Source organism: Archangium sp. (assembly GCF_045802675.1).
Classification (GTDB): domain Bacteria; phylum Myxococcota; class Myxococcia; order Myxococcales; family Myxococcaceae; genus Archangium.
The window spans coordinates 20,796-46,702 of record NZ_JBJMQO010000108.1; the positions used below are offsets into that span (position 1 = coordinate 20,796).

Here is a 25,907-nt window from a genome sequence, read left to right on the forward strand (position 1 = left end):
CCCTGGCGCGGGAAAGACGACGGCCCGACCCCGCGGAGGAGCGCGGGAGCCGGGCCGTATCCCGGGCCATGAGGCCCTGCCAGCTACTTCTTGCTGGTGTACTCGTAGGGGGCGAGCTCGGTCTCGCGGAAGAAGTACGCGATCTCGTTCTTCGCGTTCTCCAGGCTGTCCGAGCCGTGCACCGTGTTCTGGTCGATGCTGGTGGCGAAGTCGCGGCGGATGGTGCCCGGGGCGGCGTTGGCCGGGTTGGTGGCGCCCATGATGTCGCGGTTGGCCAGGACGGCGTTCTCACCCTCCAGCACCATGAGGACCACGGGGCCGGAGATCATGAAGTTCACCAGGTCCTTGAAGAAGGGGCGCGCCTTGTGGACGGCGTAGAACCCCTCGGCCTGGGCCTGGGACAGGTGCTGCAGGCGGATGGCGACCGGCTTGAGACCCTTCTCCTCGAAGCGGGAGATGATCTTGCCGATGACGCCCTTCTGGAGCCCGTCGGGCTTGATGATGGACAGCGTACGCTCGATGGCCATGGTGATGGTCCTCGGTATGTCGGGTGTGGGTGGGACTAGCGCTTCTTCTTGGGAGCGCCGCGCTTGACGGCCTCCTGCAGCGTGGTGCCGAGCTCGGCGGGGCTGGCGGCCATGACGAAGCCCGCGGCCTCCATGGCCTTCATCTTCTCCGAGGCCGTGCCCTTGCCACCGGAGATGATGGCGCCGGCGTGGCCCATGCGCTTGCCCGCAGGGGCGGACTGACCGGCGATGAAGCCGGCGATGGGCTTGGTGAACTCGCGCGCCACGTACTCGGCGCCGCGCTCCTCGGCGTCGCCGCCGATCTCGCCGATCATGATGACGGCGTCCGTCTCGGGGTCGGCGTTGAAGAGCTTGAGCACGTCCACGAAGTCCGTGCCGTTGACCGGGTCACCGCCGATGCCCACCGCGGTGGACTGGCCCAGGCCCAGCTGGGTGAGCTGGTACACGGCCTCGTAGGTGAGCGTGCCCGAGCGCGACACCACGCCGATGCGGCCCGGCTTGTGGATGTGGCCCGGCATGATGCCGATCTTGCACTTCGCGCCCGGGGTGATGACGCCGGGGCAGTTGGGGCCGATCAGGCGAACGCCCGGCTTACCCTGGAGGTAGCGCTTGGCCTTCACCATGTCGTTGACGGGGATGCCCTCGGTGATGGTGATGATGAGGGAGATGCCCGCGTCGGCGGCCTCCATGATGGAGTCGGCGGCGAAGGGGGGCGGAACGAAGATGACCGAGGTGTTGGCGCCGGTCTGCTTCACCGCGTCGGCCACCGAGTTGAAGACGGGGACCTTGCCCTCGAAGTCGGTACCACCCTTGCCCGGCGTGACGCCAGCAACGAGCTTCGTTCCGTACTCCAGCATCTGCTTGGAGTGGAACGAGCCCGCCGAGCCGGTGATGCCCTGGCAGAGGACCTTCGTGTTCTCGTTGACGAGGATGCTCATGGCTTGAACCTTTCTCTGCCTGGACTACTTCAGCGCCGCGACGGCCTTCTCGGCGGCCTGGCGGAGGTTGTCGGCGGGGGTGATGGCGAGGCCGGAGGTGCGCAGCAGCTCCTTGCCCTTCTCCACGTTGGTGCCCTCGAGCCGCACCACGAGCGGAACCTTGAGTTGCACTTCCTTCGCCGCGGCGATGATGCCCTCGGCGATGACGTCGCACTTCATGATGCCGCCGAAGATGTTGACGAGCACCGCCTTCACCGCCGGGTCGGCGAGGATCAGCTTGAAGGCCGCCGTCACCTTCTCCTTGCTCGCACCGCCGCCCACGTCGAGGAAGTTGGCCGGCTGGCCGCCCACCAGCTTGATGGTGTCCATGGTGGCCATGGCCAGACCCGCGCCGTTCACCATGCAGCCGATGTTGCCCTCGAGCGCGATGTAGGCCAGGTCCCACTCCTTGGCCTGGGTCTCGCGGGGCTCCTCCTCGGAGGTGTCGCGGTACTCCAGCAGATCCTTGTGCCGGTAGAGCGCGTTCTCGTCGAAGTCCACCTTCGCGTCGAGCGCCACCACGCCGCCGTCCTTGAGGATGACGAGCGGGTTGATCTCCACCAGGGAGGCGTCCGTCTCCACGAACATGCGGTAGAGCGCGGAGCAGAACTGGACGAACTTGTTCACCGTGGGGCCGGAGAGGCCCAGGCCGAAGGCCAGCTTGCGGCCCTGGAAGTCCTGGAAGCCCACGGCCGGGTCCACCCCCTCGCGGAGGATCTTCTCGGGGCTGTGGGCGGCCACCTCTTCAATCTCCACGCCACCCTCGCGGGAGGCCATGAAGGTGATGCGCGAGGTGGCGCGATCCAGCGTCACACCGAGGTACAGCTCCTGACCGATGGCCAGGCCCTCCTCGATGTAGACCTTGTGGACCGTCTGGCCCTCGGGCCCGGTCTGGATCGTCTTGAGCTTCATGCCCAGCATCTGCTTGGCCAGATCCTTGGCCTCGGCGGGGCTCTTGGCGAGCTTCACGCCGCCGCCCTTACCGCGGCCACCGGCGTGGATCTGCGCCTTCACGACGACCACCGGCGTGGCCAGCTGCTTGGCGGCCGCCTCGGCCTCGTTGGGCGAGAGCGCGAGGATGCCGCGCGGCGTGGGGACGCCATACTTCCGGAAGAGTTCCTTGCCCTGGTACTCGTGGATCTTCATCGAAGCTCCGGGTGACGCGAGTGACGCGAAACTGGCACCCGGGAATCAGCCCCGGGGCGGGACGGTGCGGGTGCCTCTCTCGCGCAGAATGGCCCGATTGGCAAGGCCCTACTGTCAAGGGCCAAACCCATGGACCGGAAACGAACCGAGGCCCCGGCCCGGCGAGGAGCAGCCGGACGTGGGGCCTCATGAAACGGGGGTGTGACGGGGACGGCCTTCTACCCCGGGCCGCTGGACGCCTTCTTCTCGGCGCTCTGGTCGAAGAAGATGTCCTTGATGATCTGCTTGGTCACCTCGCGGTTCATCACCGCGATGGAGGTGGTCAGCGGGATCTCCTTCGGGCACACCTTCACGCAATTCTGCGCCTTGCCGCAGTCCTGGATGCCGCCCGGCCCCATGAGCCCCCGGACACGCTCCTCGGCGTTCATCTTGCCGGTGGGGTTCATGTTGAAGAGGCGGGCCTGGCTGATGGCCGCGGCACCGATGAAGTCGTTGTCGATCGTCACCTGCGGGCACGCCTCGACGCAGCTGCCGCACGTGATGCACGTGGACAGCTTGTACATCACCGTCTGGTCATCCGGGGACTGGCGGGGACCGGGGCCCAGGTTGTGCGTGCCGTCGATGTTGATCCACGCCTTCACGCGCTTGAGCGCGTCGAACATGCGGTCGCGGTTGACCGCCAGGTCGCGCGTGACGGGGAACTTCTTCATCGGCTCCAGGGTGATGATGGGCTCCCCGTCACCGATGATGCGGTCGATCAGCGCCGAGCAGGCCATGCGGACCCGCCCGTTGATGTTCATGGCGCAGCTGCCGCACACCTCCTCGAGGCAGGCGGCGTCCCAGATGACCGGGGAGACCTTGCGGCCGTCCACGGTGACCGGGTTGCGCTGGATCTCCATCAGACAGGAGACGACGTTCGCGCCCTTGCCGTAGGGAACGCGGAACTCGTCGTAGTGCCCCGCCCCGTCCGGGCCGATCTGGCGCCAGACGCGGAAGGTGACGTGCTTGGAATTGGTGCTGACAGGCGCCTGCGCGGTCGCGTTGTCCATGTCGTTCCCTCCTGATCAGGCGTACCAGCGCGGCTCGGGATCGAGCACGGGCGTGGGGATGTCCTCGTAGCTGATCTGCGGGCCCTCCACCGCGTACTTCGCGATGGTCGTCTTGGCCCACTTCTCGTGACGCTTCTTCCACAGGCCCATCCAGTTGGGATCCTTCGTCGGATCCTTCGAGGCGGGCTCGGGCAGCGAGAACTCCGGCTTGTAGTGGGCGCCGCGGCTCTCGTCGCGCAGCAGCGCGCTCTTGGCGATCACCTCGGCCAGCTCGAACATGTTCCAGAGCTGGTTGACGTACGAGATGCTGCGGTTGGCCACGTTGCCGGTGTCCAGGGCGTTGATGTTCTTCCACCGCTCCTTGAAGTCGCGGATCTTCTCCACCGTCTTCTTGAGCCGGTCGTTGTAGCGGACGACGGTGCAGTTCTCCGTCATCAGGTCGCCGAGCTCGCGGGTGAGGCCGTACGCGTTCTCCTTGCCGTCCATCTTCTTGATGGTGGCGAAGCGGTCCTCCCAATACTTCTTCGAGTCGGCGAAGTAGGGCTGGTGGCTCGCGTCGTCGGCGCTCTTGGACTGGCTCTTGGAGAAGGCCACCATGGCCGGGCCGCCGATCATGCCGCTGTAGATGCAGGACAGCAGCGAGTTGGCGCCCAGGCGGTTCGCGCCGTGGTAGGCGTAGTCCGCCTCGCCCGTGGAGTACAGGCCGGGGATGTTGGTGGACTGGTTGACGGGGCTGCCGACGAGCGGCGTCTGCGTCTGGGAGTCCGCCTCGAAGCGCACGTACAGGCCGCCCATCGAGTAGTGCATGCCCGGGAAGATCCGCATGGGCACGTAGCGCGGATCATCGCCCACGAACTTCTCGTAGATCTCCATCACGCCGCCCAGCTTGGCGGTGAGCACGTGGGCCGGGATGTGCGTGACGTCCAGGTACACGGCGTCGCCGCCGTCGAGCCCCAGGCCCAGCTCGCGGCACACGCTGAAGATCTCGCGGGTGGCCACGTCGCGCGGCACGAGGTTCTTGTACTTGGGGTACTTCTCCTCGAGGAAGTAGAAGCGCTCGCTCTCGGGGATGTCCTTGGGGCTGCGGTTGTCGCCCTTCTTGCGCGGCACCCAGACGCGGCCCCCCTCGCCACGCACCGACTCGCTCATCAGGCGAAGCTTGTCCTCACCCGGGATGGAGGTGGGGTGCACCTGGATGAACTCGCCGTTGGCGTAGATGGCGCCCTCCATGAAGGCGCGGCCAGCGGCGGTACCGGTGTTGATGATGGAGTTGGTGGAGCGCCCGAAGACGATGCCCGGACCACCGGTGGCCAGGCACACGGCCTCGGCCGGGAAGGTGCGGATCTCATTGGTGCGCAGATCCATGGCCACGCTGCCGATGACGCGGCCCGCGCCGTCCTTCACCGTGCCCAGCCACTCCCAGTACTCGTACTTGGTGACGCGGCCCTCGGCCTCCCAGCGGCGCACCTGCTCGTCCAGCGCGTAGAGCAGCTGCTGGCCGGTGGTGGCGCCCGCGAAGGCCGTCCGGTGGTGGAGCGTGCCGCCGAAGCGGCGGAAGTCCAGCAGGCCCTCCGGCGTGCGGTTGAAGGTCACGCCCATGCGGTCGAGCAGGTAGATGATGCCCGGGGCCGCGTAGCACATGCCCTTCACGGAGATCTGCTCGGCGAGGAAGTCACCGCCGCGCAGCGTGTCCTTCACGTGGATGTCCGGGGAATCCCCCTCACCCTTCGTGTTCACCGCGCCGTTGATGCCTCCCTGGGCGCAGACCGAGTGGGAACGCTTCACCGGCACGAGCGACAGGATGTCGACCTGATGGCCGGCCTCGGCAAGCTTGATGGTGGTCATCAGCCCGGCGAGTCCGCCGCCCACCACCGTGAACCGCGCTGCTGCTGCCATGCTGCGTCTCCTTGGTGACCGGAAGTCCAGACGCGTCCTGGACGTGACCGGTGCGCCACCCGACTTCGCGAGTGCGCGACCCGGCCCCCCGGTGCGAATGCGTCACACTAGTTAACTGGCGAATTCAGCGAGCCGCAAAGATTACCGGAATGGAGGGATAAGAGCGCTCCATCTCCGGCATCAGCCCCGCTCAGTCCGGCCCGCGCGGCGGCAAGCACCGCGCGGGACCGGGCCGGCTCGCGGCGGGAAGGACTACAGCTTCACTTCGCCGACGGTCTTCTTCACCGACTCGAAGGACTTGGTGAGCTCGGCCTTCTCGGCGTCGTTGAGCTGCACCTCGACGACCTTCTCCACGCCGCCCGCGCCGATCTGCATGGGGACGCCGAAGAAGAAGCCGTTGATGCCGTACTGCCCCTCGAGCAGGGCGGCGCCCGGCATGACGCGCTTGCGGTCGAGCAGGTAGCTCTCGGCCATGGCGATGGAGCTGGCGGCGGGGGCGAAGTAGGCGCTGCCCGTCTTGTAGAGGTTCACCAGCTCGGCGCCGCCCTTGCGGGTGCGGTCGATGATGGCGTCCAGCTTGTCCTTGGCGATGAGCTGGGTGAGGGGCACGCCGCCCACGGTGCTGTGGCGCACCAGGGGCACCATGTCGTCACCGTGGCCGCCGAGCACCAGGGCCTCGACGTCGCGGATGGAGCAGCCGAGCGCCTCGGCGATGAAGCACTTGAAGCGGCTGGTGTCCAGCACGCCCGCCATGCCGACGACCATGTTCTTGGGCAGCCCGGAGATCTTGTGGAGCGCGAACACCATCGCGTCCAGCGGGTTGGCCACGTTGATCACGAAGGCGTTGGGGCAGTGCTGCTTGATGTTGGCCGCCACGTCCCGCATGATCTTGAGGTTGACCTCGAGCAGGTCCTCGCGGCTCATGCCCGGCTTGCGGGGCACGCCGGCCGTGATGATGACCACGTCCGAGCCGGCCACGTCCTTCCAGTCGGTGGTGCCGGTGACGCGGCAGTCGTAGCCGTCCACGGCGGAGAGCTGGTTGATGTCCAGGGCCTTGCCCTTGACCAGACCCTCGGCCACCGGGATGTCGTAGAGCATGACGTCGCCGAGCTGCTTCTGCACCGCGAGCAGGGCCAGGTTGCCGCCGATCTGACCGCCGCCGATGAGACCGATCTTCTTCTTGGTGTGAGCCATGTGGGTTGTCTCCCCGTGACGACTACATGTTCTTGATGATGGCCTGGCCGAACTCCGAGCACTTCACCTCGGAGACGTTGCCCTGGCTTTCCTGGCGCATCAGGCGGGCGAAGTCGTAGGTCACTGTCTTGTTCGCGATGGCCTTGTCCATGCCCTTGATGATCAGGTCCGCGGCCTCGTGCCAGCCCATGTGGCGCAGCATCATCTCGCCGGAGAGGATGACCGAGCCCGGGTTCACCTTGTCCTGGTCCGCGTACTTGGGCGCGGTGCCGTGGGTGGCCTCGAAGACGGCGTGGCCGGTGACGTAGTTGATGTTGCCGCCCGGCGCGATGCCGATGCCGCCCACCTGCGCGGCCAGCGCGTCGGAGAGGTAGTCACCGTTGAGGTTGAGCGTGGCGATGACGTCGAACTCGTCCGGACGCGTCAGCACCTGCTGCAGGGTGATGTCCGCGATGGAGTCCTTGATGACGATCTTCCCGGCGGAGACCGCGGCCTTCTGCTCGGCGTTGGCGGCGTCCTCGCTCTTGGCGGCCTTGGTGGCCTCCCACTGATCCCAGGTGTAGACCTTGTCACCGAACTCGCGGGCCGCCAGGTCGTAGCCCCACTTGCGGAAGGCGCCCTCGGTGAACTTCATGATGTTGCCCTTGTGCACGATCGTCACGCTCTTGCGCTTGTGCGCGATGGCGTACTCGATGGCGGCACGGACGAGGCGCTCGGTGCCCTCCCTCGACACCGGCTTCACGCCGATGCCAACGCTCTCGGGGAAGCGGATCTTGCCGAAGTCCTTCGGGAACTCCTTCTTGAGGAACTCGAGGACCTTCGCGGCCTGGGCGCTGCCGGCCTCGAACTCGATACCGGCGTAGATGTCCTCGGTGTTCTCCCGGAAGATGGTCATGTCGACCTTCTCGGGGGTCTTCACCGGGCTGGGCACGCCCTTGAAGTAGCGGACGGGACGCAGGCAGACGTACAGGTCGAGCATCTGGCGCAGCGCCACGTTGAGCGAGCGGATGCCACCGCCCACCGGCGTGGTCAGCGGGCCCTTGATGCCCACGAGGTACTCGCGGAACGCGGTGACCGTCTCGTCGGGCAGCCAGTTGTTGACCGTCTTGAACGCCTTCTCGCCGGCGAGCACCTCGAACCAGGCGATCTTCTTCTTGCCCTTGTAGGCCTTCTCCACCGCCGCATCGAAGACGGCCTGCGAGGCGCGCCAGATGTCGCGGCCGGTGCCATCACCCTCGATGTAGGGGACGACCGGGTTGTCCGGCACGAACAGCTTGCCGTTCTTCAGGGTGATCTTCTCGCCGCTCGGAGGGGCCATGGACGAAGCTCCTGACTGGGAAGGGTGTGACCGTGTGCGTTTGGGCGGCGGATGCTTCGCAACACCGGCCCCTCGCGTCAAGGAGTTTGGCTACCCTCCGAGCGGCCTGACTTATCGGATCCAATCGCCGAGGGCCCTCCCCCCTCGCGTACGGCACCGTGGCCCCTCTCCCACCCTACCTCCGAGGACACCCGGGGTCGGCCGTTGGCTCAGCGACGCTCCACGTCCCACCAGCCGAAGTGCATCGTCCGCTGTTCGCTGAGCTGCACCCAGCCCGGCGCGTGCGTGTAGGCCCGAGGGAGGAGGCCCGCGGCCTCGAGCGCCCGCGCCGTCTCCTCGAAGGAGCTGAAGTACAGCGCCACCTCGTGGTCCGCCGTCTGGATCCGACGCCGTGCGTCCTCGTGCCCCTCCAGCCCCGGGCGCCGTTCGAGCACCGTGAAGAGCAGGCGCCCCCCGGGCCTCAGGGCTTCGGAGACATGGCGAAGCGCTCGCGGCAGGTCATCGCAGAAGTCGAAGCACCCCACCGCCAGCGCCACATCGAACCGGCCGAGCTCTCCGGGAATGGGATCGCGGTAGCTGTGCACGCGGTACCTGCCCGAGGGCCGGCCCTCACGCGCCCGGTCGATCATCTCGGGGGAGAGATCCAGCCCCACCACCTGTACGGTCGGCTCCAACTCGCGCGTGAGCTGCCCCGGGCCACATCCCACGTCCAGCACCCGACAGCCCCGCGTCACCGTCTCCTCGAGGAACCGCTCCACCCTCCCCTCGTACCGGTGCAGCGAGGGGAAGAAGACCTCGTAGACCCCGGCGATCTCCCCGTATACCCGCCGGACCCGCTGCTCCTGTTCGTCGTCGATCGCCATCGTGAGCGGCAGCGTAGGATACTCCCGGCCGTTATTGCGCCGGGGAGGCCGTGGAGCCGTTGGCCGGCTCGATGCCTCCGAGCTTCAGCAGCTCGGACACCGTCACGAAGCGGTAGCCCTGCTCGCACAGCCGGCCGATGACGATGTCCACCGCCTTCAGCGTCCCCGGTTTGTCCTGCCCTCCATCGTGGAACAGGATGATCGAGCCCGGCTTCACCGCGTCCATCACCCGTGACGTCAGCAGCTCCACGTCCTGCGTCTCGTCGTCCCGGGACACCGCGTCGAAGGTGATGTGCTTGCGCCCACCCTGCTTCAGCAGCCAGGGCAGCACCAGCAGCTTCTTGCCGTACGGCGCCCGGAAGAGGAGCTCCCCCTCCACGCCCAGCCCGCGCAACAGCGCATCCGTCTTGTCGATCTCCTCGCGCACGTAGGACGGCGATTTGAAGATCAGCCGGTGGTGCGAGTACGAGTGATTGCCCACCTGATGGCCCTCGGCCAGCACCCTCGCCGCGAGCTCCCGGTGGCGCTCGATGTTCCGCCCCACCATGAAGAAGCTGGCCTTCACCCCGTGCCGCTTCAGCAGCTCGAGCACCGCCTCCGTCTGGCCCGGCCTCGGCCCGTCATCGAACGTCAGCGCCACCACCTTCTCAGACGTCTCCACCCGCGGGTAGAGCTCGCCCATCAGCTGGAAGGTCCACGACCTGGAGAGCAGCCACAGCCCCACCAGCACCCCGAGCACCACCAGCGGCGTCCCCACGGCCCATCGCATCCATCGCTTCCGGCTCATGCCGGGCCCGCCCTGCACGGAGCGCGCCGGAGTGCTCGGGACCTCGGACGCAGTGCCGTGTGGCGTCAGGGACGCACCTCGCGCGGATTCGGGAACGCCCCGTGGCGCCCCGCCCACGCCCCGCTCACTCGAACTCGAGCGCGCGCTGGAAGTCCGCCGGGTTCGTCGCCGCGCTCTGCGCCGTCTCCAGGGTGATGATGCCCTGGCGGTAGAGCTGGCTCAGGTGCTGATCGAAGGACTGCATGCCGAACATGTCGCGGCCCTTCTCGATGACGTCCTTGAGCTCGTTGGCCCGGTCCTCGCGGATGTACTGCTCCACCGACTTGGTCTGGACCATGATCTCCAGCGCCACCGTGCGCCCCTTGCCGTCCGCCTTCGGCAGCAGCCGCTGCGAGATCGTCGCCCGGAGGCTGTCCGCCAGGCGCATGCGCACCATCGACTGCTCCTCGGCCGGAAACACCGAGATGAGCCGGTTGATGGTCCGCGAGGCGTCCGTCGTGTGCACCGTCGAGAGCACCAGGTGGCCCGTCTCCGACGCCTTGAGCGCGATGTCGATCGTCTCCGTGTCGCGCATCTCGCCCACCAGGATCACATCCGGGTCCTGACGCAGCGCGGCCCGCAGCGCGATGGCGAAGTTCTCCGTGTCCGGGCCAATCTCCCGCTGCGAGATGGAGGACTTGTGGTTCTTGTAGATGAACTCGACCGGGTCCTCGATGGTGAGGATGTGCAGGTTCTCGGTGCGGTTGATGTGATCGATCATCGACGCCAGCGTCGAGCTCTTGCCCGAGCCCGTCGCCCCCGTCACCAGCACCAGCCCGCGGTCGTTGCCGGCGATCGTCTTGAGCACCTGCGGCAGCCCCAGCCCGTCGATGGTGGGGATCTCATCCGGGATGATGCGCAGGATGCACGCCAGCGTGCCCCGCTGCCGGTAGATGTTCACGCGGAAGCGCGCCACCCCGGGCAGCCCGTACGAGGTGTCGTACTCCTGCAGGCTGTCGACCTGGGTCTTCGTCAGCGGATCGCTGATGATGTGGAGCGCGACCTGTTTGGTGTGGTCCGGATGGAGCTTCTCCATCTTCAGCGGCCGCAGCACCCCGTTGACCCGGTAGATGGGAGGGTCACCCGGCCGAAAGTGGATATCCGAAGCGCCGTTCTGGACGCCGACCGTGAGCAGCTTGTTGAGCGTTGCCTGATCCAGGGGGATGACCTCTCTCGCCGGCCACGGATTCTAGGCGAAAGCCCCCCGGGCCAGCCAACAACAAGACGCGCCCCCTCCCCTCCTCCCCGGCTTCTTTCACCGCACCGTCACACCCCAGGCCCCTGGCACGAGGTGCGGAATCCGGGTAGAGAATTCCGTTCCCGAGGCTCCGCTCCACCGAGGTTTCCCCTGTTCCAGGTCAAGGTCGATCAGTCGAACGCGCTCGTGGAAATCACCCTGGAAGGTTCCATCCGCGCCGAGGAGATGCAGCAGTTCGTCGAACAGGCCGTCGAGGCCGTGCGCTCCGCCTCCCAGGGCGGCCGGACCGTCCGGGCCCTCGCCGACCTGCGCCAGCTGAAGACCACCTCGCCCGAGGCCGCGGAGATCCTCCGCCAGGGCCAGCAAGCCGCCATGCGAGAGGGCATGAAGCGCATCGCCGAGCTCGTCGGCAGTGAGCTCACCACGCTCCAGCTCAACCGCGTCGCGCGCACCAGCGGCATGGACCGCATCCTCCGCCGCTTCGACGACGAGGCGGCCGCCCGGCTCTGGCTCTTCTCGGAAGGCGACGCGCTCGACGCGGCCTGAGCTCAGGCCACCCGCTGGCGCAGCACCGTGCGCTCCACCTTGCCCATCGCGTTGCGCGGCAGCGCCTCGATGGCCAGGAAGCGCGCGGGGACCTTGAAGCCCGCCAGCGACTCGCGGCACCACGCCCCCAGGTCCTCCGGCAGCGGCGCCCCGTCGCGCGTCGCCACGAAGGCCACCGGCACCTCGCCCCAGCGCGCGTCCGGTACGCCCACCACCGCCACTTCCTGGACCGCGGGGTGCGAGGCCAGCACCGCCTCGAGCTCGGCCGGGTAGATGTTCTCCCCGCCCCGGACGATGAGGTCCGTGCGCCTCGAGAGCACCTTCAGGCGCCCCCGCTCGTCCAGCATCCCCACGTCCTTCGTCCGCAGCCAGCCGTCCCGGACGGTCTCGCTCGTGGCGTCGGGGCGGTTCAGGTAGCCCGCCATCACCGTGGGGCCCCGGACCTCGATGTCCCCTTCCTTCCCCGGGCCCACTGGCGTGCCCTCGGGGCCCAGGATGCGCACCTCCAGGCCCGGAAGGGGCCGGCCCGCCGTGCGTCCATCCGCCTCGTCCGGGTGCTCCGTCGTCACCTGCGAGCACGCCTCCGTCAGCCCGTACGTCTGAAGCGACAGGATGCCCGCCGCCCTCGCCCTCGCCAGCAGCGGCGCCGGTACCGGGCCTCCGCCAATCAGCGCCAGCCGGAACGTGGCCGGCACCGGGCGGTCCTTCCGCGCGTCCAGCACCCGCTCCAGCGTCGTCGCCACGAAGCTCGCGTGCGAGACGCCTTCTTCGTCGATGGCCCGGTTGGTGTCCTCCGCGTCGAAGCGCTCCCTCAACACGAGGCAGCCTCCGTCGTACGCCGTGCGCGTGAGCATCGCCAGGCCGCCCACGTGGAAGAGCGGCAGTGTGCCCAGCCACCGGGGCGAGGGGTGCGCTCCCAGGTTCGCCTCGGAGCAGCGCGCGGACGCCCGGAAGTTCCCCTCCGTCAGCACCGCCCCCTTCGGCCGCCCCGTCGTTCCCGACGTGAAGAGGATGACCCGCGGACTCTCTGGCCGCAGGGGGACACAATATGAAGACGTTGTGTCCGCCCCGTCCATGAAGGACTCCAGGGTCTGCGCTTCCGGGAAGAAGCGATCGGCTACCCCTGCCAAGCGCAACGTGAGCTTCGGGGCCACGTCCTCCAGGAGCGGCTGAAGCTCCGCCCGGGTCAGTCGGGCATTGAGCGGCGCCAACACCGCCCCCAGCCTCCCGAGCGCGAAGAAGAGCTGCGCCACCGCCGCGTGGTTCGTCGCCAACAGCGCCACCCGGTCTCCCGCCGTGACGCCTCGGGACTGGAGCGCCGTCACCCACCGGCCCACCTCCGCGTCCAGCTCTCGATACGTCCACCGCTGGCCCTTGAAGGTCAGCGCCAGTGCGTCCGGCCGCGTCTCCGCGCCAGTCCGGATGGAGCATGTCCACTGCATCAGCTCACTCCCTGGCCCGGTATCCGTGGGAGCTCGATGCGGCCCCTCACCGGGCGGAATGGATGGTTCCCGGGCTCGTCCTTGAAGAGGTGCCCCACTCCGAGCCCCGACGCGTATCGGCCCGACGGCAACGCCGCCGCCAAGTGCGCCGCTCCCGCTCGGGCGATCACTCCGTCCAGCGAGCTCGTTACGTACGCTTCCAGGCCTCGGCTCGCCGCCTCGCGCGCCACCGCCAGCGTCGGCAGCAGGCCTCCCAGTACCATCGGCTTGAGCACCAGGACCTTCACCGTGCTCGGGCGGTCCAGCAGCACTCGGAGGACCTCGGGGATTGCCAGTGACTCGTCCGCGGCCAGCGGGCATGGGGCTCGCTCGCTCAGGCGCGCGAGGGCCTCGTACTCCTCGGGCGCTACTGGCTGCTCGCAGAGCTCGAGGCCGTAGGCGCTCAGGGCTTCCAGCGCCGCTCCCGCCTCGGATTCCTTCCACGCTCCGTTCGCGTCTACTCGCAGGCGTACCGCTGGGCCCACGGCTTCGCGCACCGCCTGGAGTCTCGCGATGTCCTCGGACAGTGGGCGGCCCGCGACCTTGATCTTCAGCGTCTCGTAGCCTTCCGCCACGGCTCGCTGGGCTTCTTGTGCCAGTGCTTCCGGAGATGGGGCTCCGAGCAGCGCGTTGACGTGCACCCGCGCACGGGCTTCAGCCGACAGCAGTTGGCAGAGTGGGATTCCCTGGCGCTTTGCTTGGAGCTCCAGCAGCGCTTGCTCCACCGCGTGTCTCGCCGCCGGGGTCCTGAGTGACAGGCCCACGGATCCCAGATCCAACCCGGGGCCCTCGCTACCCTCACCCCGTCCCTCTCCCGGAGGCAGAGGGGTGCTTGGGGGGAGTGGGTTCCGGAGTCTCTCGAGACTCGACTTCAGCACTCGTTCGCAGTCGCTCGGCGTTTCCGTTCCGAACTCCTGCAACGGCATCGCCTCGCCCTGCCCGAGACGGCCCTCCTCGTCTCGCAGGCGCACCACGAAGCCCTCTCGCGCCCCGTAGGTGCCCCTCGCCGTCTTCAGCGGGTTCACCATCTCCAGCCGCAACGGATGGAGCGTTACCTCCGTGAGGCGCATCAGCTCACCTCAGCAACAGCCCCACCGAGAACAGCAGCCCGAACACCAGCTGCAGCCTCGCCGTCCCGCCCAGCGCCGGATTCAACGCTCCACCCTGCGCGCCCAGCACCCGCTTCAGCGGCGGCACCGCCACCGGCATGCTCAAGAGCGCCAGCAGCACCCACGGGCTCGCCAGCTTCAGCGCCCACATCGCCACCGGCGTCACGTAGGCCGCCACGAGCAGCACCACGTACTCGGCCTTGCCCATCGTCGTGCCGAAGCGCACCACCAGCGTCCGCTTGCCCGCCTTCACGTCCGTCGACGCGTCTCGCAGGTTGTTCACCACCAGCAGCGCCGTGCCAATCGCGCCCACGGGAATCGCCGCCCACCATGCCGCCGGTCCCACCGTCAGCGTCTGCACGTAGAACGTCCCCGGCACCGCCACCAACCCGAAGAACACGAAGACGAAGAGGTCTCCCAGCCCGTTGTACCCCAGCGGGAACGGGCCTCCCGTGTACGCGTACCCCGCCATCACCGACGCCAGCCCGATCGCGACGATCGGCCACCCGCCCACCACCACCAGGTAGATGCCCGTCAGCACCGCCAGCCCGAAGCACAGCAGCGCGCTCGCCAACACCGTCCCCGGCGCGATCAGCCCGCTCTGCGTCACCCGCTTCGGCCCCAGCCGCTCCTCGGTGTCCGCGCCCTTCTTGAAGTCGTAGTAGTCGTTCGTCAGGTTGGTGCCGATCTGGATGAGCATCGCGCCCACCAGCGCCGCCAACGCCGGCAGCCACCGGCCCACGCCCAGTCCGTACGCGAGCGCCGTGCCCACCATCACCGGCACCAGCGCCGCCGTCAGCGTCTTCGGCCTCGCGGCCATCACCCACGTCTTCAAGGTGGGGCGAGGCGCCTCCACCGCGGGAGCAATCGTGTTCATGTCTAGTGATGGCCCCCGGCCGCGTTCTTGTCGGGCACGGAGCTCTCGAACTCGGGGGATTCGTACCAGGGCGTCTGCAGGAAGGAGATGACCTCGCGGGCGTACTCCTCCGGCACTTCCAGATGCGGAGCGTGGCTGCACTCGTCGAACGTGCGGCGCCACACCACCGGCAGCTCCGCCGCCATCCGGCGGGCGATCTGCGTGAACTTGTCGTCCAGCGCTCCCGTCAGCAACAGCGTGGGCAGCCGCTGGCGCTGAAGCTCCGGCCAGTAGTCCGGCTGCACCCCGAGCCCCAGGCAGTCCAGCGCCCCCACCAGCCCCTCCACCGTGCACCCCTGGCGCCGAGCCCGCAGCGACTCCTGGAGCTCCGCGGGCAGCTGGCGCAGACCCACGAAGAGTGGCAGCGATTCCCAGTGCGTCACGAAGGCGTCCACGCCCTTCTGCCGGATGAAGGTCGCCAGCTCCCCGTCCTTCGCCCGCCGCTCCGTCCGCTCCTGGCGGCGATGCAACCCCGGCGAGCCACTCTCCATGATGAGCCGGCCAAAGCGCTCGGGCCTGCTCAGCGCCGCCGCCAGCGCGAACCGCGCTCCCTGCGAGTAGCCCAGCAGGTTCGCCTTCGCCACGCCCACCTCGTCCAGCACGCGCATCAGCGCGTCCACCGTCTCGAGGAAGCCCTCCCGGCCGGTGCGCGAGGGCAGCGGCGTCTGGCCATGCCCCGGCAGATCCACCGAGATGGCCCGCACCTTGTCGCTCATCAGCGGGCGCAGGTGATCGAACGACGAGCGGTTGCCCGTGAATCCATGCAGGAAGAGGAGCGGGTGCGAGCCCTCTCCCCACGTCTCGTATGCCAGCTTCAGAGCCATGGGCCCTCTCCCAGCGAGGCGGCCATCCTCGCGAACAGCTGCCGGTGCAGATCCACGTTCCGGGCGCGCTCGGCCACCTTCACCTCGATGAGGTGCAGGCCGCCCTTGAGTCCCTCGGTCACCGCCGAGCGCAACGCCGCCGGTGAGTCCGGGCGACGGAACCGCGCCTGGTAGAGCGCGGCCGCGTGCGACAGGTCCACCCCGTGCGGCGTGCCCCACAGGGTTTCGTACTGCGAACGGGCCGCCTCGGACTGCGCGATGGGCAGGAAGGAGAAGATGCCTCCTCCGTCGTTGTTCACCACCACCACCGTCAGCGGCACCCCGCTCCGGCGCGCCGTGAGCAGCCCGCCCACGTCGTGCAGGAAGGCCAGGTCTCCCGTCAGCAGCACCGTGGGACGGCTCGAGGCCGCCGCCACTCCGAGCGCGCTCGAGACGATCCCGTCGATGCCGTTGGCGCCCCGGTTCGCCAGCACCCGCAGCCCCCGGCCCATCGACGGCGCGAAGGCATCCACGTCCCGGATGGGCATGCTGCTGGACACGAACAGGTTCGCCCCCTCCGGCAGCGCCGCCACCACGTCGTGGGCGATCCGCATCTCCGTGAGCGACGGATCCTCCGAGAAGGCCGACTCCAACGCCGCCCGCGTCCACTGCTCGGCCCACAGGAAGCTCCGGGCCCAGGGGCCCAGGCCCCTCGAGAGCCCGTGCGCCAGCGCCTCGCACGCCGCCACCGCCGAGCCCTCCACCACGCGCGCCGCGCGGTGCGCCGGATCGAACAGGGCGCCCTCGTCACTGAAGAGCACCACCTCCGCGCCCGAGCCGTCGATCCACGCCTGCGGGCCCTTCGGCGTCAGGCCTCCACCGAAGCGCAGCACCAGCTCCGGGCGGTGCGCCTTCGCGAAGGGCTCGTGACGGAGCATCGCGTCGTAGAGCGACACCGTGGCCGGGCCGCCGCCATAGCGCGCCTGGGACGTGGCCTCGGCCAGCACCGGGTAACCCGTGGCCTCGGCCAGCGAGGCGATGGCCTCCAAGAAACCGTCGTTCTCGTCCCGGGGGCCGCAGACGATGACGCCCCGCTCGGTGGCCGCCACCTTCGCGCGGACCGCCTCCAGCACCTTCGCCTCCGGCTGGCGCGAGGGCGGGCTGACGCGCGTGAGGGGCGCTCCCGGCCGGCCTTCCCGGGCCAGCGAGGACAGGTGCTTCGCGTCGAAGCTCCCCGGCGTGGGGGCGAGCGGCTCGCGGAAGGGCACGTTGAGCTGCACCGCGCCCCTCGGGGCCCGCCAGGCCTGGGCCACGGCCCTCGCCACGGTGGCGCGCAGGTGCATCAGCGCCGCGTCGTCCGCCTCGGGCAGCCCCACGTCCGCGAACAGCCGCGCGAAATCCCCGAAGAACCGCGCCTGCGGCACCGTCTGCGGCGCGCCCCACCCCTGCAACTCCAACGGCCGGTCCGCGGTGAGCACCACCAGCGGCACCTGCGACATGGCCGCCTCGATGACCGCCGGGTAGAAGTGCGCCCCCGCCGTCCCGCTCGTGGCCACCAGCACCACCGGCGTCCTCGACTGCTTGGCCAGGCCCAGGGCGAAGAAGCCCGCGCTGCGCTCGTCGATGATGGACCAGGTGCGCATCCCCTCGGCCTTCGCGCACGCCAACGCCAGGGGCGAGGAGCGCGAGCCCGGACACACCACCGCGTGCCGCACGCCGCTTCGAACCAACTCCTCCAACAATGCCCGCGCCCAGAGTTGGTTCAGGTTGGCGTCAGACATGTCCTCCTCCGAGGGCCCGTAGCATGGCCAGACTCTTCATCTCCGTCTCGCGCCATTCCGCCTCGGCGCTGGAGCCCGCCACGATACCAGCACCCACGAAGAGTCGGGCCTTCGATCCTTTGATGCGCGCCGAACGCAGCGCGACCATCTGGTGCGCCCGCCCGGGTCCTACCCAGCCGACCGGCCCCGCGTACCAGCCCCGGTCCAACGCCTCGTGCTCGACGAGGAACTCCAGTGCGCGCTCCCGGGGCGTTCCCCCCACTGCCGGTGTGGGGTGCAGCGCCGCCACCAGCTCGGCCACCCCCACGCCCTCGCGCAGCTCGGCCCGGATGCCGGTGCGCAGGTGCACCACGTTCTTCAGGGTGAGCAGCGCCGGCTCCGCGTCCGAGTCGATGCTCTCCGCCAGCGGCTTGAGCGCCTTGAGGATGTAGCGCACCACCGCCTCGTGCTCGCGGCGATCCTTGTCGCTGCCGCCCAGCATCCCCGCCTGCGTGGGCGACGCGGATCCGGCGAGCGCCTCCGTCTCCAGCCGCCGCCCCTCCCACCGGCACAGCGTCTCCGGCGTGGCCCCCAGGAAGGCCGTCCCGTCCGGCGCCCGGAAGAGGAAGGTGGCACAGCGCGGGTTCTGCTCGCGCAACCGGGCCAGCACGTCCACGCGATCAAAGGTCCGCTCGCCCTCCACCTCCACCGCCCGCGCCAGCACCACCTTCTGGAGGCCCCCGGCGTTGATCGTCTCCACCGCGCGCTCCACCCGCCCCTCGAAGCCCTCCCGGGACGAGGACATTCGCAGCGCCTGGGCTCCCGTGCCCGCGGCGTGGCGGTACCCGGCCGGGAAGGACGCGGCCACCCGCGCCAGCCGCGAGCGCACCATGTCCTCGGCTCCCGGGCCCTCCGGCGCGAAGGCCGCCGCCGCCAGGCCCGCCCCCTCCCGCCACACCATCACCTCCGGCAGCGTCCACCGCCCGAAGCCGAACGGGCTCCAGCCCTCGTCACCGCCGTCCGTGGCGAAGCGCATGCCTCCGAACCAGGGGCCCGGCAATGACGTGGGGGCCTCGCCCAACCACCGCACCGAGTCCGGCGCCGACAAGTCCCGGAGCACCGCCTGCACCCGCGAGGCGCTCGAGGCCTCCACCGACGCCGCCTCGCCCCAGCCCGCCATCGCCTCGCGCGCCAGCGGACGCTCCCAATAGACGGAGGGCTCGCCCAACACCTCCGCGCCCGCGAGCGGATCCACCGCCGCCAGGGGCATCATCCCCGCCACCCAGCGGCCTCCTTCAGTGGGTCCGAGCGTCGTCATCAGCGGTCCTCACGAGGCCCTGCCACCAGCCGGGGCAGCAACCTCTTGTTGTTCTGTACGCCGGTTTGGCTATACAAGCATCACGGGGTTCAAAACAACGTGAACTCCACATGGGATGGGAGGCGCCCGTGAGTGGCAAGCCAGGTGAAGCGGGCGGGAGTACGCCCCGTGAAGGTACCCCTCGGGTGACCCGGGCCTGGAGGCCCGAGGGCACGCGCGTGCGGGTGGGACGGGTGGAGATTGGCGGCCCCGGTTTCGTGGTGATGGCCGGCCCGTGCGCCGTGGAGGGCATGGAGCAGACGGAGCAGACCGCCGCCGCCGTGGCCCACGCCGGTGCCCAGGTGCTGCGCGGGGGGGTATTCAAGCCGCGCACCAGCCCCTACTCCTTCCAGGGTATGGGCGAGCCGGGCCTGCGCGTGCTGGCCGAGGCCGGGCGCAAGGTGGGCCTGCCCATCATCAGTGAGGTGATGGAGTCCGCGCAGATTCCGCTCATGGCCGAGCACGTGGACATCCTCCAGGTGGGCGCGCGCAACATGCAGAACTTCCCGCTGCTGCGGGCGCTGGGGAAGGTGCGCAAGCCGGTGCTGCTCAAGCGCGGCCTGGCGGCGACGTTCCAGGAGTGGCTGCTGGCCGCCGAGTACCTGCTGGACGGCGGCAACGAGCAGGTCATCCTCTGCGAGCGCGGCATCCGCACCTTCGAGACGGCCACGCGCAACACGTTGGATCTGGCCATCGTGGCGCTCGCGAAGCAGCGCACGCACCTGCCGGTCATCGTGGACCCGTCGCATGCCACGGGCGAGCCGGAGCTGATTCAACCGATGGCGCTGGCGGCGGCGGCGGCCGGGGCGGACGGGCTGCTCATCGAGGTACACCCTCGGCCCGAGCAGGCCCTGTGCGACGGGCAGCAGGCCCTCACGCCCGAGCGTTTCCAACAACTGATGCGGCGGCTGCCCGGTGTGCTACACGCGGTGGACCGTCACCTTTGGCGGCCGGAAATCCCGGCCCATGTCGCGGGGGCTCGATGAGCACCGAAGTCCGTCAGATGTTCTCCTCCATCGCCACGAAGTACGACGTGACGAACGAGGTCATGTCGTTCGGCATCCACCGGCTGTGGCGGCGCGCGGCCGTGCGGCTCAGCGGCGCCCAGGAGGGCAGTGCCGTCCTCGACTGCGCCACCGGCACCGGTGACCTGGCGCTGGCCTTCAAGCGCAAGGTGGGCGCCTCGGGCCGGGTGGTGGGCACCGACTTCTGCAAGGAGATGCTGGACAACGCTCCGGCCAAGGCCGCTCGCGAGGGCCTGCAGCTCGAGTTCCAGGTGGCCGATGCCATGGATCTCCCCTTCGCGGACAACTCCTTCGACGTGGCCTCCATCGCCTTCGGCATCCGCAACGTGGATGATCCGGTGAAGTGCCTCGAGGAGATGGGCCGCGTGGTGCGCCCCGGCGGCCGCGTGGTGGTGCTCGAGTTCGGCCAGCCCACCGGCCTCTTCGGCGCCCTCTTCCGCCTCTACAGCAAGGTCGTCATGCCCACCATCGGCGGCCTGCTCACCGGCAACCGCGCCGCCTACGAGTACCTGCCCCGGACCTCGGCCGCCTTCCCCGCGGGGGACAAGTTCCTCGCGCTGATGGATCAGTCCGGCGCCTATCAGGAAAGAGTGGCCCACCCGATGACGTTTGGAACATCCTACGTCTATGTCGGGACCGTCCGCTGATCAGAGGCGTCAGCTCATCGAGAGCATCCTCGCGTCCGTGGATCCACGGCTCGCACCCTCGGTGCGCGAGGAGCTCGGCCGCCCCGGTCCCCGTCCCCTGCCCGCCGAGGGACAGACCGTCGTCCTCGGTGGGCACCGGGCCGCGGGCAAGACACGGCTGTTGCCCCTGGTGAGCGCCCTGCTCGGCAGGCCGGGGTTGGACCTGGATGCCGAGCTGGAGCGGCGCTCGGGCCGCTCGCTCCGGGATTGGGTCGCCGAGGACACCGCCGGTTTCCGTGCCGCCGAGCGCGGCCTGCTGCTGGAGCTGCCTCGCGGCTCCGTGGTCGCCGTGGGCGGTGGGTTCCTCTCGAATCACCCGGACGCCCTCGCTCCCTGTTACACCCTGCTCGTGCCCGTCTCCTTCGAGACCTACCGCGAGCGCCTTCTCGCCGACTCCTCCCGCCCCCGGTTGCATCCAGGCATGTCCCTGGAGGAGGAGCTGCACTCCATCTACAACGAGCGACAGGAGCTCCACGCTCGCGTCCCCACCGTGAGCCTCGCCGAGTTCCTCCGCGCCTTCGCCGCCCTCGGGAGCCAGCCATGACGCAGGCCCGCCGCGTCGTCACCCTCCCCCCGAGCCTCCGTGGCCCCGAGGCCCTCCGCTTCGCCACCGAGGCCCGGAGCCGGGGCGCCGAGGTGTTGGAGGTGCGGACGGATCTGCACCCGGCGGAGGCGGTGGACGCGGCGGCGCTCGCGGGAGTCATGGAGCTGCTGGTGTCCGAGCGCGGCACGCCCCTGCCTCCCGCGTGGGTGGCCGCCGCCCGGTGGGTAGATCGGGATGTCGTGCATGCCGGAGCGCTGGATGCTCCCGCGGGGAAGTTGCTGGCCTCGCACCACGCCGAGCGCGCCTTGTCCACCGAGGAGGCCCTGCGCCTGTGGGACGTGACGCTCCCGAGTGGGGCCCTGGTGAAGCACATCGAGCCGCTCGGGGAGGTGTCCCGTGAGCGGATCTCCGTGCTGCTGGAGACCCAGGCGCGGCTGCGCTCCCGGTTCGGTGAGGGGCGTGTCACCGTGCTCGCGATGGGTCCGGTGGCACTGCCTGTTCGCGCCGTGCTCGCCCGGCGCAACGTGCTCGATTACGTCGCCCTGGGTGGTGACTGGAAGGCGGCGCCCGGACAGAGGCTGCTCGCGGATGCAACCCGGGAGGCGAAGTACCCTCACCCCGTCCCTCTCCCGGGGGGCGAGGGGACATCGGGCAGATTGGGGATCCTGGGGACCTCGATCGTTCATTCGCGCTCCCCGCGCATCCACCTCCAGCCCTTCGACCGCATCGACATTCCCGAGGACGCTCCCGTCGAGGCCCTCGTGGATGCCCTCCTGCCCCACTACCGCGGCTTCGCCGTCACCAGCCCCTTTAAAATCCGCCTTGCCCGCCACACCGGCTCGCCGCTCGATGCCATCAACACGCTCGTGCGCCGCGGCGACCGCTGGGAGTCCTTCAACACCGATACCGAGGGCGCTCGCACCGTCCTCGAGCGGCTCGGCGCCAAAGAGGCCTTCGTCCTCGGAGATGGTGGTGCCAGTGCCGCCATCCGCGCCGTGGCCCCCGAGGCCGGCTGTTCGCTCCGCTTCCTGCGGCGCGCGGAAATCTCCGGGCCCCTCGGCGGTTCGGGTCTCTGGACCTGGCCCGATCGCATCACCCCGCCCGACGCCCTCCGCTTCGACGGAGCCCGCGTCGCCGTCATCGCCTACGGAGCCCCGGCACGCCGTATCGCCGCCGACATCACCCGCCGCGGAGGCACGCCCGTGTTGCTCGGCGCGGCATGGTTCATCGCACAGGCCCGCCGGCAGCGCGCCCTCTGGGAGACTGCTTCATGAATACGCTCGGCACCCTCTTCCGCCTCACCACCTTCGGCGAGAGCCACGGCCCCGCGCTCGGCTCCATCATCGATGGTTGTCCCGCGGGCATCCCCCTCGAGCGCGAGCTCATCCAGGCCGCGCTCGACCGGCGCCGTCCCGGCCAGTCCGCCATCACCACCGCGCGCGCCGAGCCGGATCAGGTGGAAATCCTCTCCGGCGTCTTCGAGGGCAAGACGCTCGGCACCCCCATCGCGGCCATCGTGCGCAACACCAACCAGCGCTCCGGTGACTACGAGAAGCTGAAGACCGAGGACCGTCCCGGCCACGCGGACGCCGTCTGGCGCGAGCGCTTCAAGCACCGAGATCATCGCGGGGGCGGACGCACCAGCGGCCGCGAGACGCTCTGCCGCGTCATCGGAGGCGCCGTCGCCGAGGCCTACCTCGCGCAGGCCTTCCCCGCGATGCGCACTGTCGCCTGGGTGTCGCAGGTGGGCAACCTGATGTCCGCCGTGCCCGAGCCCGGCCTCACCCGAGCCATGGTGGATGCCCACCCGACGCGCTGCCCGGATCCCGTGGCCCGTGAGGAGATGTCCCGGCGCATCCTCGCCGCCAAGGAGGCAGGAGACAGCCTCGGTGGCTCCATCGACGTGCGCGTGGACGGCCTGCCCGTGGGCCTCGGCGAGCCCATCTTCGGCAAGATGAAGGCCCTGCTCGCGCACGCGCTCGGCAGCGTGGGCGCCGTCACCGGAGTGGTCTGGGGCCCGCCGGATCTGCTCGCTCGCATTGAGCAGCCCGGCAGCGTGTTCCACGCGCAGAAGGACACCTACGGCGGCATCCAGGGCGGCCTGGCCAATGGCGAGCCCGTGGCCCTCCGCGCCTTCTTCAAGCCTCCGGCCACGCTCGCGGACCACGCGAAGGGCGGACGCCATGATCCCTGCATCATGCCCCGCGCCGTGCCCGTGCTCGAGGCCATGGTGTCGCTCGTCCTGGCCGACCTCGTCCTCCAACTGAACGCCCGGCCCCACTCCTCATGATTCAACTTCCTCCTGGCGCATACCGTCCCGCCTCCGACCGGTGGGGCTCCTTCAAGCGCCTGTGCGCGGGCCTCCCCGAGGGCAGCATCGCCGTCGTGGATCGCCGCGTGGCGCGTCTGCACCCCGCCGTGCTGTCGGCCCTCAAGGCGCGCGAGCCTCGCGCTGTGGTGCAGCTCACCGGCGGCGAGGTGGCGAAGACCTTCGAGGCCCTCGAGCAGGTGATGGCCGCGGGCCTGTCGATGCCGCGCTCGGGCACGCTGATCGCCATCGGTGGAGGCACCATCGGCGACGTGTCCACGGTGGCCGCGCACCTCCTCAAGCGGGGCGTGCGGCTGGTGCAGGTGCCCACCACGCTGCTGGCGGCGGTGGACAGCAGCCTGGGCGGCAAGGGCGCGGTGGACATGACCGTGCGCGGGCGCGTGGTGAAGAACCCGGTGGGCGTCTTCCACTACGCCGAGGAGGCGTGGCTGTGCCCCGAGCTCTACGAGAGCCTCTCGGATACGCAGCTGCGCGAGGGCGCGCTCGAGGCCTGGAAGATGGTGGCGAGCCTCGACGCGGAGCTCTTCCACGCGTACGTGCGCCGGGCGCCCTCGCTGGAGCGGATGGTGAAGGACGCGCGCCGCCTCAAGGAGTTCGTCTGCGCGAGAGACCCCTACGAGCACCAGGGCCTGAGGCGGGTGCTCAACTTCGGCCACACCTTCGGGCACGTGCTGGAGAGCCTGTCGGACTTCACGCTCTCGCACGGGGACGCGGTGGGCATCGGCATGCTGTGCGCGCTCGACGTGGGCCGCGCCATGGGCGTCACCCCCGAGGACGTGGCCTGGCGGGTGGAGGACGCGCTGCACCAGGGGCCCGGGGTGCTCGGCCGTGAACGGATGGCGGACCTGCTCGAGCGCGCGAAGCTCAAGGACGTGACGGCGCTGCTGTCCGCGGACAAGAAGGCGGGCAGCGCCGGGGAGCTGCGCATGGTACTGCTCACCGGCATCGGCAGCGCCGAGGTACGGGACGTCTCCGCCGATGTGTGGCGCAAGCTGTGGCCGTTGTGGACCGAGGGAAAACGCGCATGAGCCAGCTCCATGTGGATCCGAGCCACCTCGTTCCCGAGGTGCTCACCCCGCCCATCTCCAAGTCGGACGCGCAGCGGGCGCTGGTGCTCGCGCACCTCACGGGTGCCTGGCCCCTGCCCGTCCTCCAGGAGGAGCCCGAGCACTTCCTCCCCGCGGACGTGCGCGTGCTGCGCCGGGGCATTGAAGCCCTGCGCCTGCCTCCGGGCCCCGTGCGCGACGTGGACTGCGCGGACGGTGGCGCTCCCTTCCGCATCCTCGCCACCCAGGCCGCGGTGACGCCGGGCGCGCACGTGCGCCTCACGGGCACGCCCCGGCTCGGCGAGCGGCCTCATGGTCCCCTCTTCGAGTCCCTGCGCCAGACGCTCGGCCCCTCGGGGCTCGTGCTCACCGAGGGCAAGCCCTGGCCGGTGGAGATCCGCGCCCCAACGTCCCTCACCGGCGAGCCCGTCTTCCGCGTCCCGGGCGAGCAGAGCAGCCAGTACGCCTCCAGCCTGCTGCTGGGCTGCGCGGCCCTGTACCTGCGCGAGCGCCGCCCATGGCGGGTGGAGATCGTCGGCGCGCTGACGAGCGCGGGCTACCTGGGGCTCACCGTCTCCTGGCTGCGCCGCTTCGGCTTCACCGTGCGGGAGTCCGAGGGCCGCTTCGAGGTGACGGGCTACACCGCCCCCGAGCGCACACCGGCGATGCCGGGCGACTGGTCCTCCCTGGGCTACCTGCTGCTCATCGCCTGGCACACCGGCGGAAGCGTGGAGCGGGCGGACCTGACCAGCGCGCACCCGGATCAGGCGCTCGTGAAGCTGGTGGAGCGCGCGGGCCTCACCCCGGTGCCCGGCGCCAACAACACCCTGCGCATGACGGGGAAGGCCCGGGACGGGCTGGTGGCCTCGGGCAAGGAGTGCCCGGACCTCTTGCCCACGCTGGCGGCGCTCGCGTGTGTGCTGCCGCGCCCCTCCACGCTCACGGACGTGGGCATTTTGCGCCTCAAGGAGAGCGACCGGCTGGAGGGCATTCGCACGCTGGTGGACGCTTTCGGCGGCAGAACGGAGCTGGAGGGCGAGACGCTCACAATCCACCCTCCTACCTCCCATCCGCCGCGCTTCTCCATGGACAGCAAGGGGGATCACCGGCTCGCAATGGTGTCGGCTACGCTCTCTGTTCTGTCCGGTGTACCCCTCACACTCACCGGACCTGAGTGCGTGGAGAAGAGCTTTCCCGGTTTCTGGCGGCAGTTGGAGCGCGCCGGAGTCCGACTCTCGTAAAACGGGCGTTGCCCGGGGGGAAACGCGGCCTCCCCGGGTGCCGTACTTTTTAGTTGAAAGCGCTCTGCCG

At 69.7% G+C, this 25,907-nt stretch carries 24 protein-coding genes; 8 read left to right on the forward strand and 16 right to left on the reverse strand.

The window, feature by feature from the left end:
• Window positions 1–83: 83 nt before the first annotated feature.
• From ndk to ACJ8AN_RS30215, 10 genes are all read right to left on the reverse strand, one after another.
• Window positions 84–527, reverse strand: coding sequence for a nucleoside-diphosphate kinase (ndk, locus tag ACJ8AN_RS30170; protein WP_407758973.1), 444 nt, complete (start codon window positions 525–527; stop codon window positions 84–86).
• 35 nt (window positions 528–562) lie between these two features.
• Window positions 563–1,465: a succinate--CoA ligase subunit alpha gene (sucD, locus tag ACJ8AN_RS30175; RefSeq protein ID WP_407758974.1), complete on the reverse strand. Its 903-nt coding sequence runs from the start codon at window positions 1,463–1,465 to the stop codon at window positions 563–565.
• Between the two features lie 24 nt (window positions 1,466–1,489).
• Complete coding sequence (sucC, locus tag ACJ8AN_RS30180; RefSeq protein WP_407758975.1) at window positions 1,490–2,650, reverse strand: ADP-forming succinate--CoA ligase subunit beta; 1,161 nt, start codon at window positions 2,648–2,650, stop codon at window positions 1,490–1,492.
• Window positions 2,651–2,868: 218 nt separating this feature from the next.
• A complete protein-coding gene (gene sdhB / locus ACJ8AN_RS30185) occupies window positions 2,869–3,699 on the reverse strand; it encodes a succinate dehydrogenase iron-sulfur subunit (protein WP_407758976.1) in 831 nt (276 codons plus the stop codon).
• A gap of 15 nt (window positions 3,700–3,714) precedes the next feature.
• On the reverse strand, window positions 3,715–5,595 hold the full coding sequence (gene sdhA, locus ACJ8AN_RS30190; RefSeq protein ID WP_407758977.1) for a succinate dehydrogenase flavoprotein subunit: 1,881 nt from the start codon (window positions 5,593–5,595) through the stop codon (window positions 3,715–3,717).
• Window positions 5,596–5,847: 252 nt separating this feature from the next.
• Entirely contained in the window at window positions 5,848–6,789 is a 942-nt protein-coding gene (gene mdh / locus ACJ8AN_RS30195; protein ID WP_407758978.1) for a malate dehydrogenase, read from the reverse strand.
• 22 nt (window positions 6,790–6,811) lie between these two features.
• Complete coding sequence (gene icd, locus ACJ8AN_RS30200; protein WP_407758979.1) at window positions 6,812–8,107, reverse strand: NADP-dependent isocitrate dehydrogenase; 1,296 nt, start codon at window positions 8,105–8,107, stop codon at window positions 6,812–6,814.
• 209 nt (window positions 8,108–8,316) lie between these two features.
• Window positions 8,317–8,970 carry a class I SAM-dependent methyltransferase gene (locus tag ACJ8AN_RS30205; protein WP_407758980.1) on the reverse strand — a complete coding sequence of 218 codons (654 nt, stop codon included), beginning with the start codon at window positions 8,968–8,970 and terminating at the stop codon, window positions 8,317–8,319.
• A gap of 31 nt (window positions 8,971–9,001) precedes the next feature.
• The gene (locus ACJ8AN_RS30210; RefSeq protein WP_407758981.1) at window positions 9,002–9,739 is read right to left on the reverse strand and encodes a polysaccharide deacetylase family protein; all 738 of its coding nucleotides are present in this window, start codon (window positions 9,737–9,739) and stop codon (window positions 9,002–9,004) included.
• 142 nt (window positions 9,740–9,881) lie between these two features.
• The gene (locus ACJ8AN_RS30215; protein WP_407759036.1) at window positions 9,882–10,955 is read right to left on the reverse strand and encodes a type IV pilus twitching motility protein PilT; all 1,074 of its coding nucleotides are present in this window, start codon (window positions 10,953–10,955) and stop codon (window positions 9,882–9,884) included.
• Between the two features lie 225 nt (window positions 10,956–11,180).
• On the opposite strand from ACJ8AN_RS30215, the gene ACJ8AN_RS30220 reads away from it, so the two are divergent.
• Window positions 11,181–11,540, forward strand: coding sequence for an STAS/SEC14 domain-containing protein (locus ACJ8AN_RS30220; RefSeq protein WP_407758982.1), 360 nt, complete (start codon window positions 11,181–11,183; stop codon window positions 11,538–11,540).
• 2 nt (window positions 11,541–11,542) lie between these two features.
• On the opposite strand, the gene menE is transcribed toward ACJ8AN_RS30220, so the two are convergent.
• The 6 genes from menE to ACJ8AN_RS30250 are packed head-to-tail and all read right to left on the reverse strand — an operon-like array spanning window position 11,543 to window position 18,927.
• Window positions 11,543–12,982: an o-succinylbenzoate--CoA ligase gene (gene menE, locus ACJ8AN_RS30225; RefSeq protein ID WP_407758983.1), complete on the reverse strand. Its 1,440-nt coding sequence runs from the start codon at window positions 12,980–12,982 to the stop codon at window positions 11,543–11,545.
• Complete coding sequence (locus tag ACJ8AN_RS30230) at window positions 12,982–14,091, reverse strand: mandelate racemase/muconate lactonizing enzyme family protein (RefSeq protein ID WP_407758984.1); 1,110 nt, start codon at window positions 14,089–14,091, stop codon at window positions 12,982–12,984. Before ACJ8AN_RS30230 ends, menE begins: the two co-directional genes overlap by 1 nt.
• 4 nt (window positions 14,092–14,095) lie before the next feature.
• Window positions 14,096–15,007, reverse strand: coding sequence for a 1,4-dihydroxy-2-naphthoate polyprenyltransferase (locus tag ACJ8AN_RS30235; RefSeq protein WP_407758985.1), 912 nt, complete (start codon window positions 15,005–15,007; stop codon window positions 14,096–14,098).
• A 2-nt stretch (window positions 15,008–15,009) separates the two neighbouring features.
• Window positions 15,010–15,870: a 2-succinyl-6-hydroxy-2,4-cyclohexadiene-1-carboxylate synthase gene (gene menH / locus ACJ8AN_RS30240; RefSeq protein WP_407758986.1), complete on the reverse strand. Its 861-nt coding sequence runs from the start codon at window positions 15,868–15,870 to the stop codon at window positions 15,010–15,012.
• Entirely contained in the window at window positions 15,861–17,630 is a 1,770-nt protein-coding gene (menD, locus tag ACJ8AN_RS30245; protein ID WP_407758987.1) for a 2-succinyl-5-enolpyruvyl-6-hydroxy-3-cyclohexene-1-carboxylic-acid synthase, read from the reverse strand. Before menD ends, menH begins: the two co-directional genes overlap by 10 nt.
• A complete protein-coding gene (locus tag ACJ8AN_RS30250) occupies window positions 17,623–18,927 on the reverse strand; it encodes an isochorismate synthase MenF (protein ID WP_407758988.1) in 1,305 nt (434 codons plus the stop codon). The genes menD and ACJ8AN_RS30250 overlap by 8 nt, the downstream gene beginning before the upstream one ends.
• 185 nt (window positions 18,928–19,112) lie before the next feature.
• On the opposite strand from ACJ8AN_RS30250, the gene aroF reads away from it, so the two are divergent.
• From aroF to ACJ8AN_RS30285, 7 genes are read left to right on the forward strand one after another with little or no spacing between them, the layout of a single operon-like run.
• Entirely contained in the window at window positions 19,113–19,952 is an 840-nt protein-coding gene (aroF, locus tag ACJ8AN_RS30255; protein WP_407758989.1) for a 3-deoxy-7-phosphoheptulonate synthase, read from the forward strand.
• Window positions 19,949–20,638, forward strand: coding sequence for a bifunctional demethylmenaquinone methyltransferase/2-methoxy-6-polyprenyl-1,4-benzoquinol methylase UbiE (ubiE, locus tag ACJ8AN_RS30260; protein WP_407758990.1), 690 nt, complete (start codon window positions 19,949–19,951; stop codon window positions 20,636–20,638). The genes aroF and ubiE overlap by 4 nt, the downstream gene beginning before the upstream one ends.
• Window positions 20,619–21,221 (forward strand): shikimate kinase, encoded by a 603-nt coding sequence (locus ACJ8AN_RS30265; RefSeq protein WP_407758991.1) that lies wholly within the window; start codon window positions 20,619–20,621, stop codon window positions 21,219–21,221. Before ubiE ends, ACJ8AN_RS30265 begins: the two co-directional genes overlap by 20 nt.
• On the forward strand, window positions 21,218–22,495 hold the full coding sequence (locus tag ACJ8AN_RS30270) for a shikimate dehydrogenase (RefSeq protein ID WP_407758992.1): 1,278 nt from the start codon (window positions 21,218–21,220) through the stop codon (window positions 22,493–22,495). Before ACJ8AN_RS30265 ends, ACJ8AN_RS30270 begins: the two co-directional genes overlap by 4 nt.
• The gene (aroC, locus tag ACJ8AN_RS30275; protein WP_407758993.1) at window positions 22,492–23,511 is read left to right on the forward strand and encodes a chorismate synthase; all 1,020 of its coding nucleotides are present in this window, start codon (window positions 22,492–22,494) and stop codon (window positions 23,509–23,511) included. The genes ACJ8AN_RS30270 and aroC overlap by 4 nt, the downstream gene beginning before the upstream one ends.
• The gene (locus ACJ8AN_RS30280; protein ID WP_407758994.1) at window positions 23,508–24,578 is read left to right on the forward strand and encodes a 3-dehydroquinate synthase family protein; all 1,071 of its coding nucleotides are present in this window, start codon (window positions 23,508–23,510) and stop codon (window positions 24,576–24,578) included. Before aroC ends, ACJ8AN_RS30280 begins: the two co-directional genes overlap by 4 nt.
• Window positions 24,575–25,837, forward strand: a complete 1,263-nt coding sequence (locus tag ACJ8AN_RS30285; RefSeq protein WP_407758995.1) for a 3-phosphoshikimate 1-carboxyvinyltransferase — start codon at window positions 24,575–24,577, stop codon at window positions 25,835–25,837. Before ACJ8AN_RS30280 ends, ACJ8AN_RS30285 begins: the two co-directional genes overlap by 4 nt.
• The last annotated feature ends 70 nt before the right edge of the window (window positions 25,838–25,907 follow it).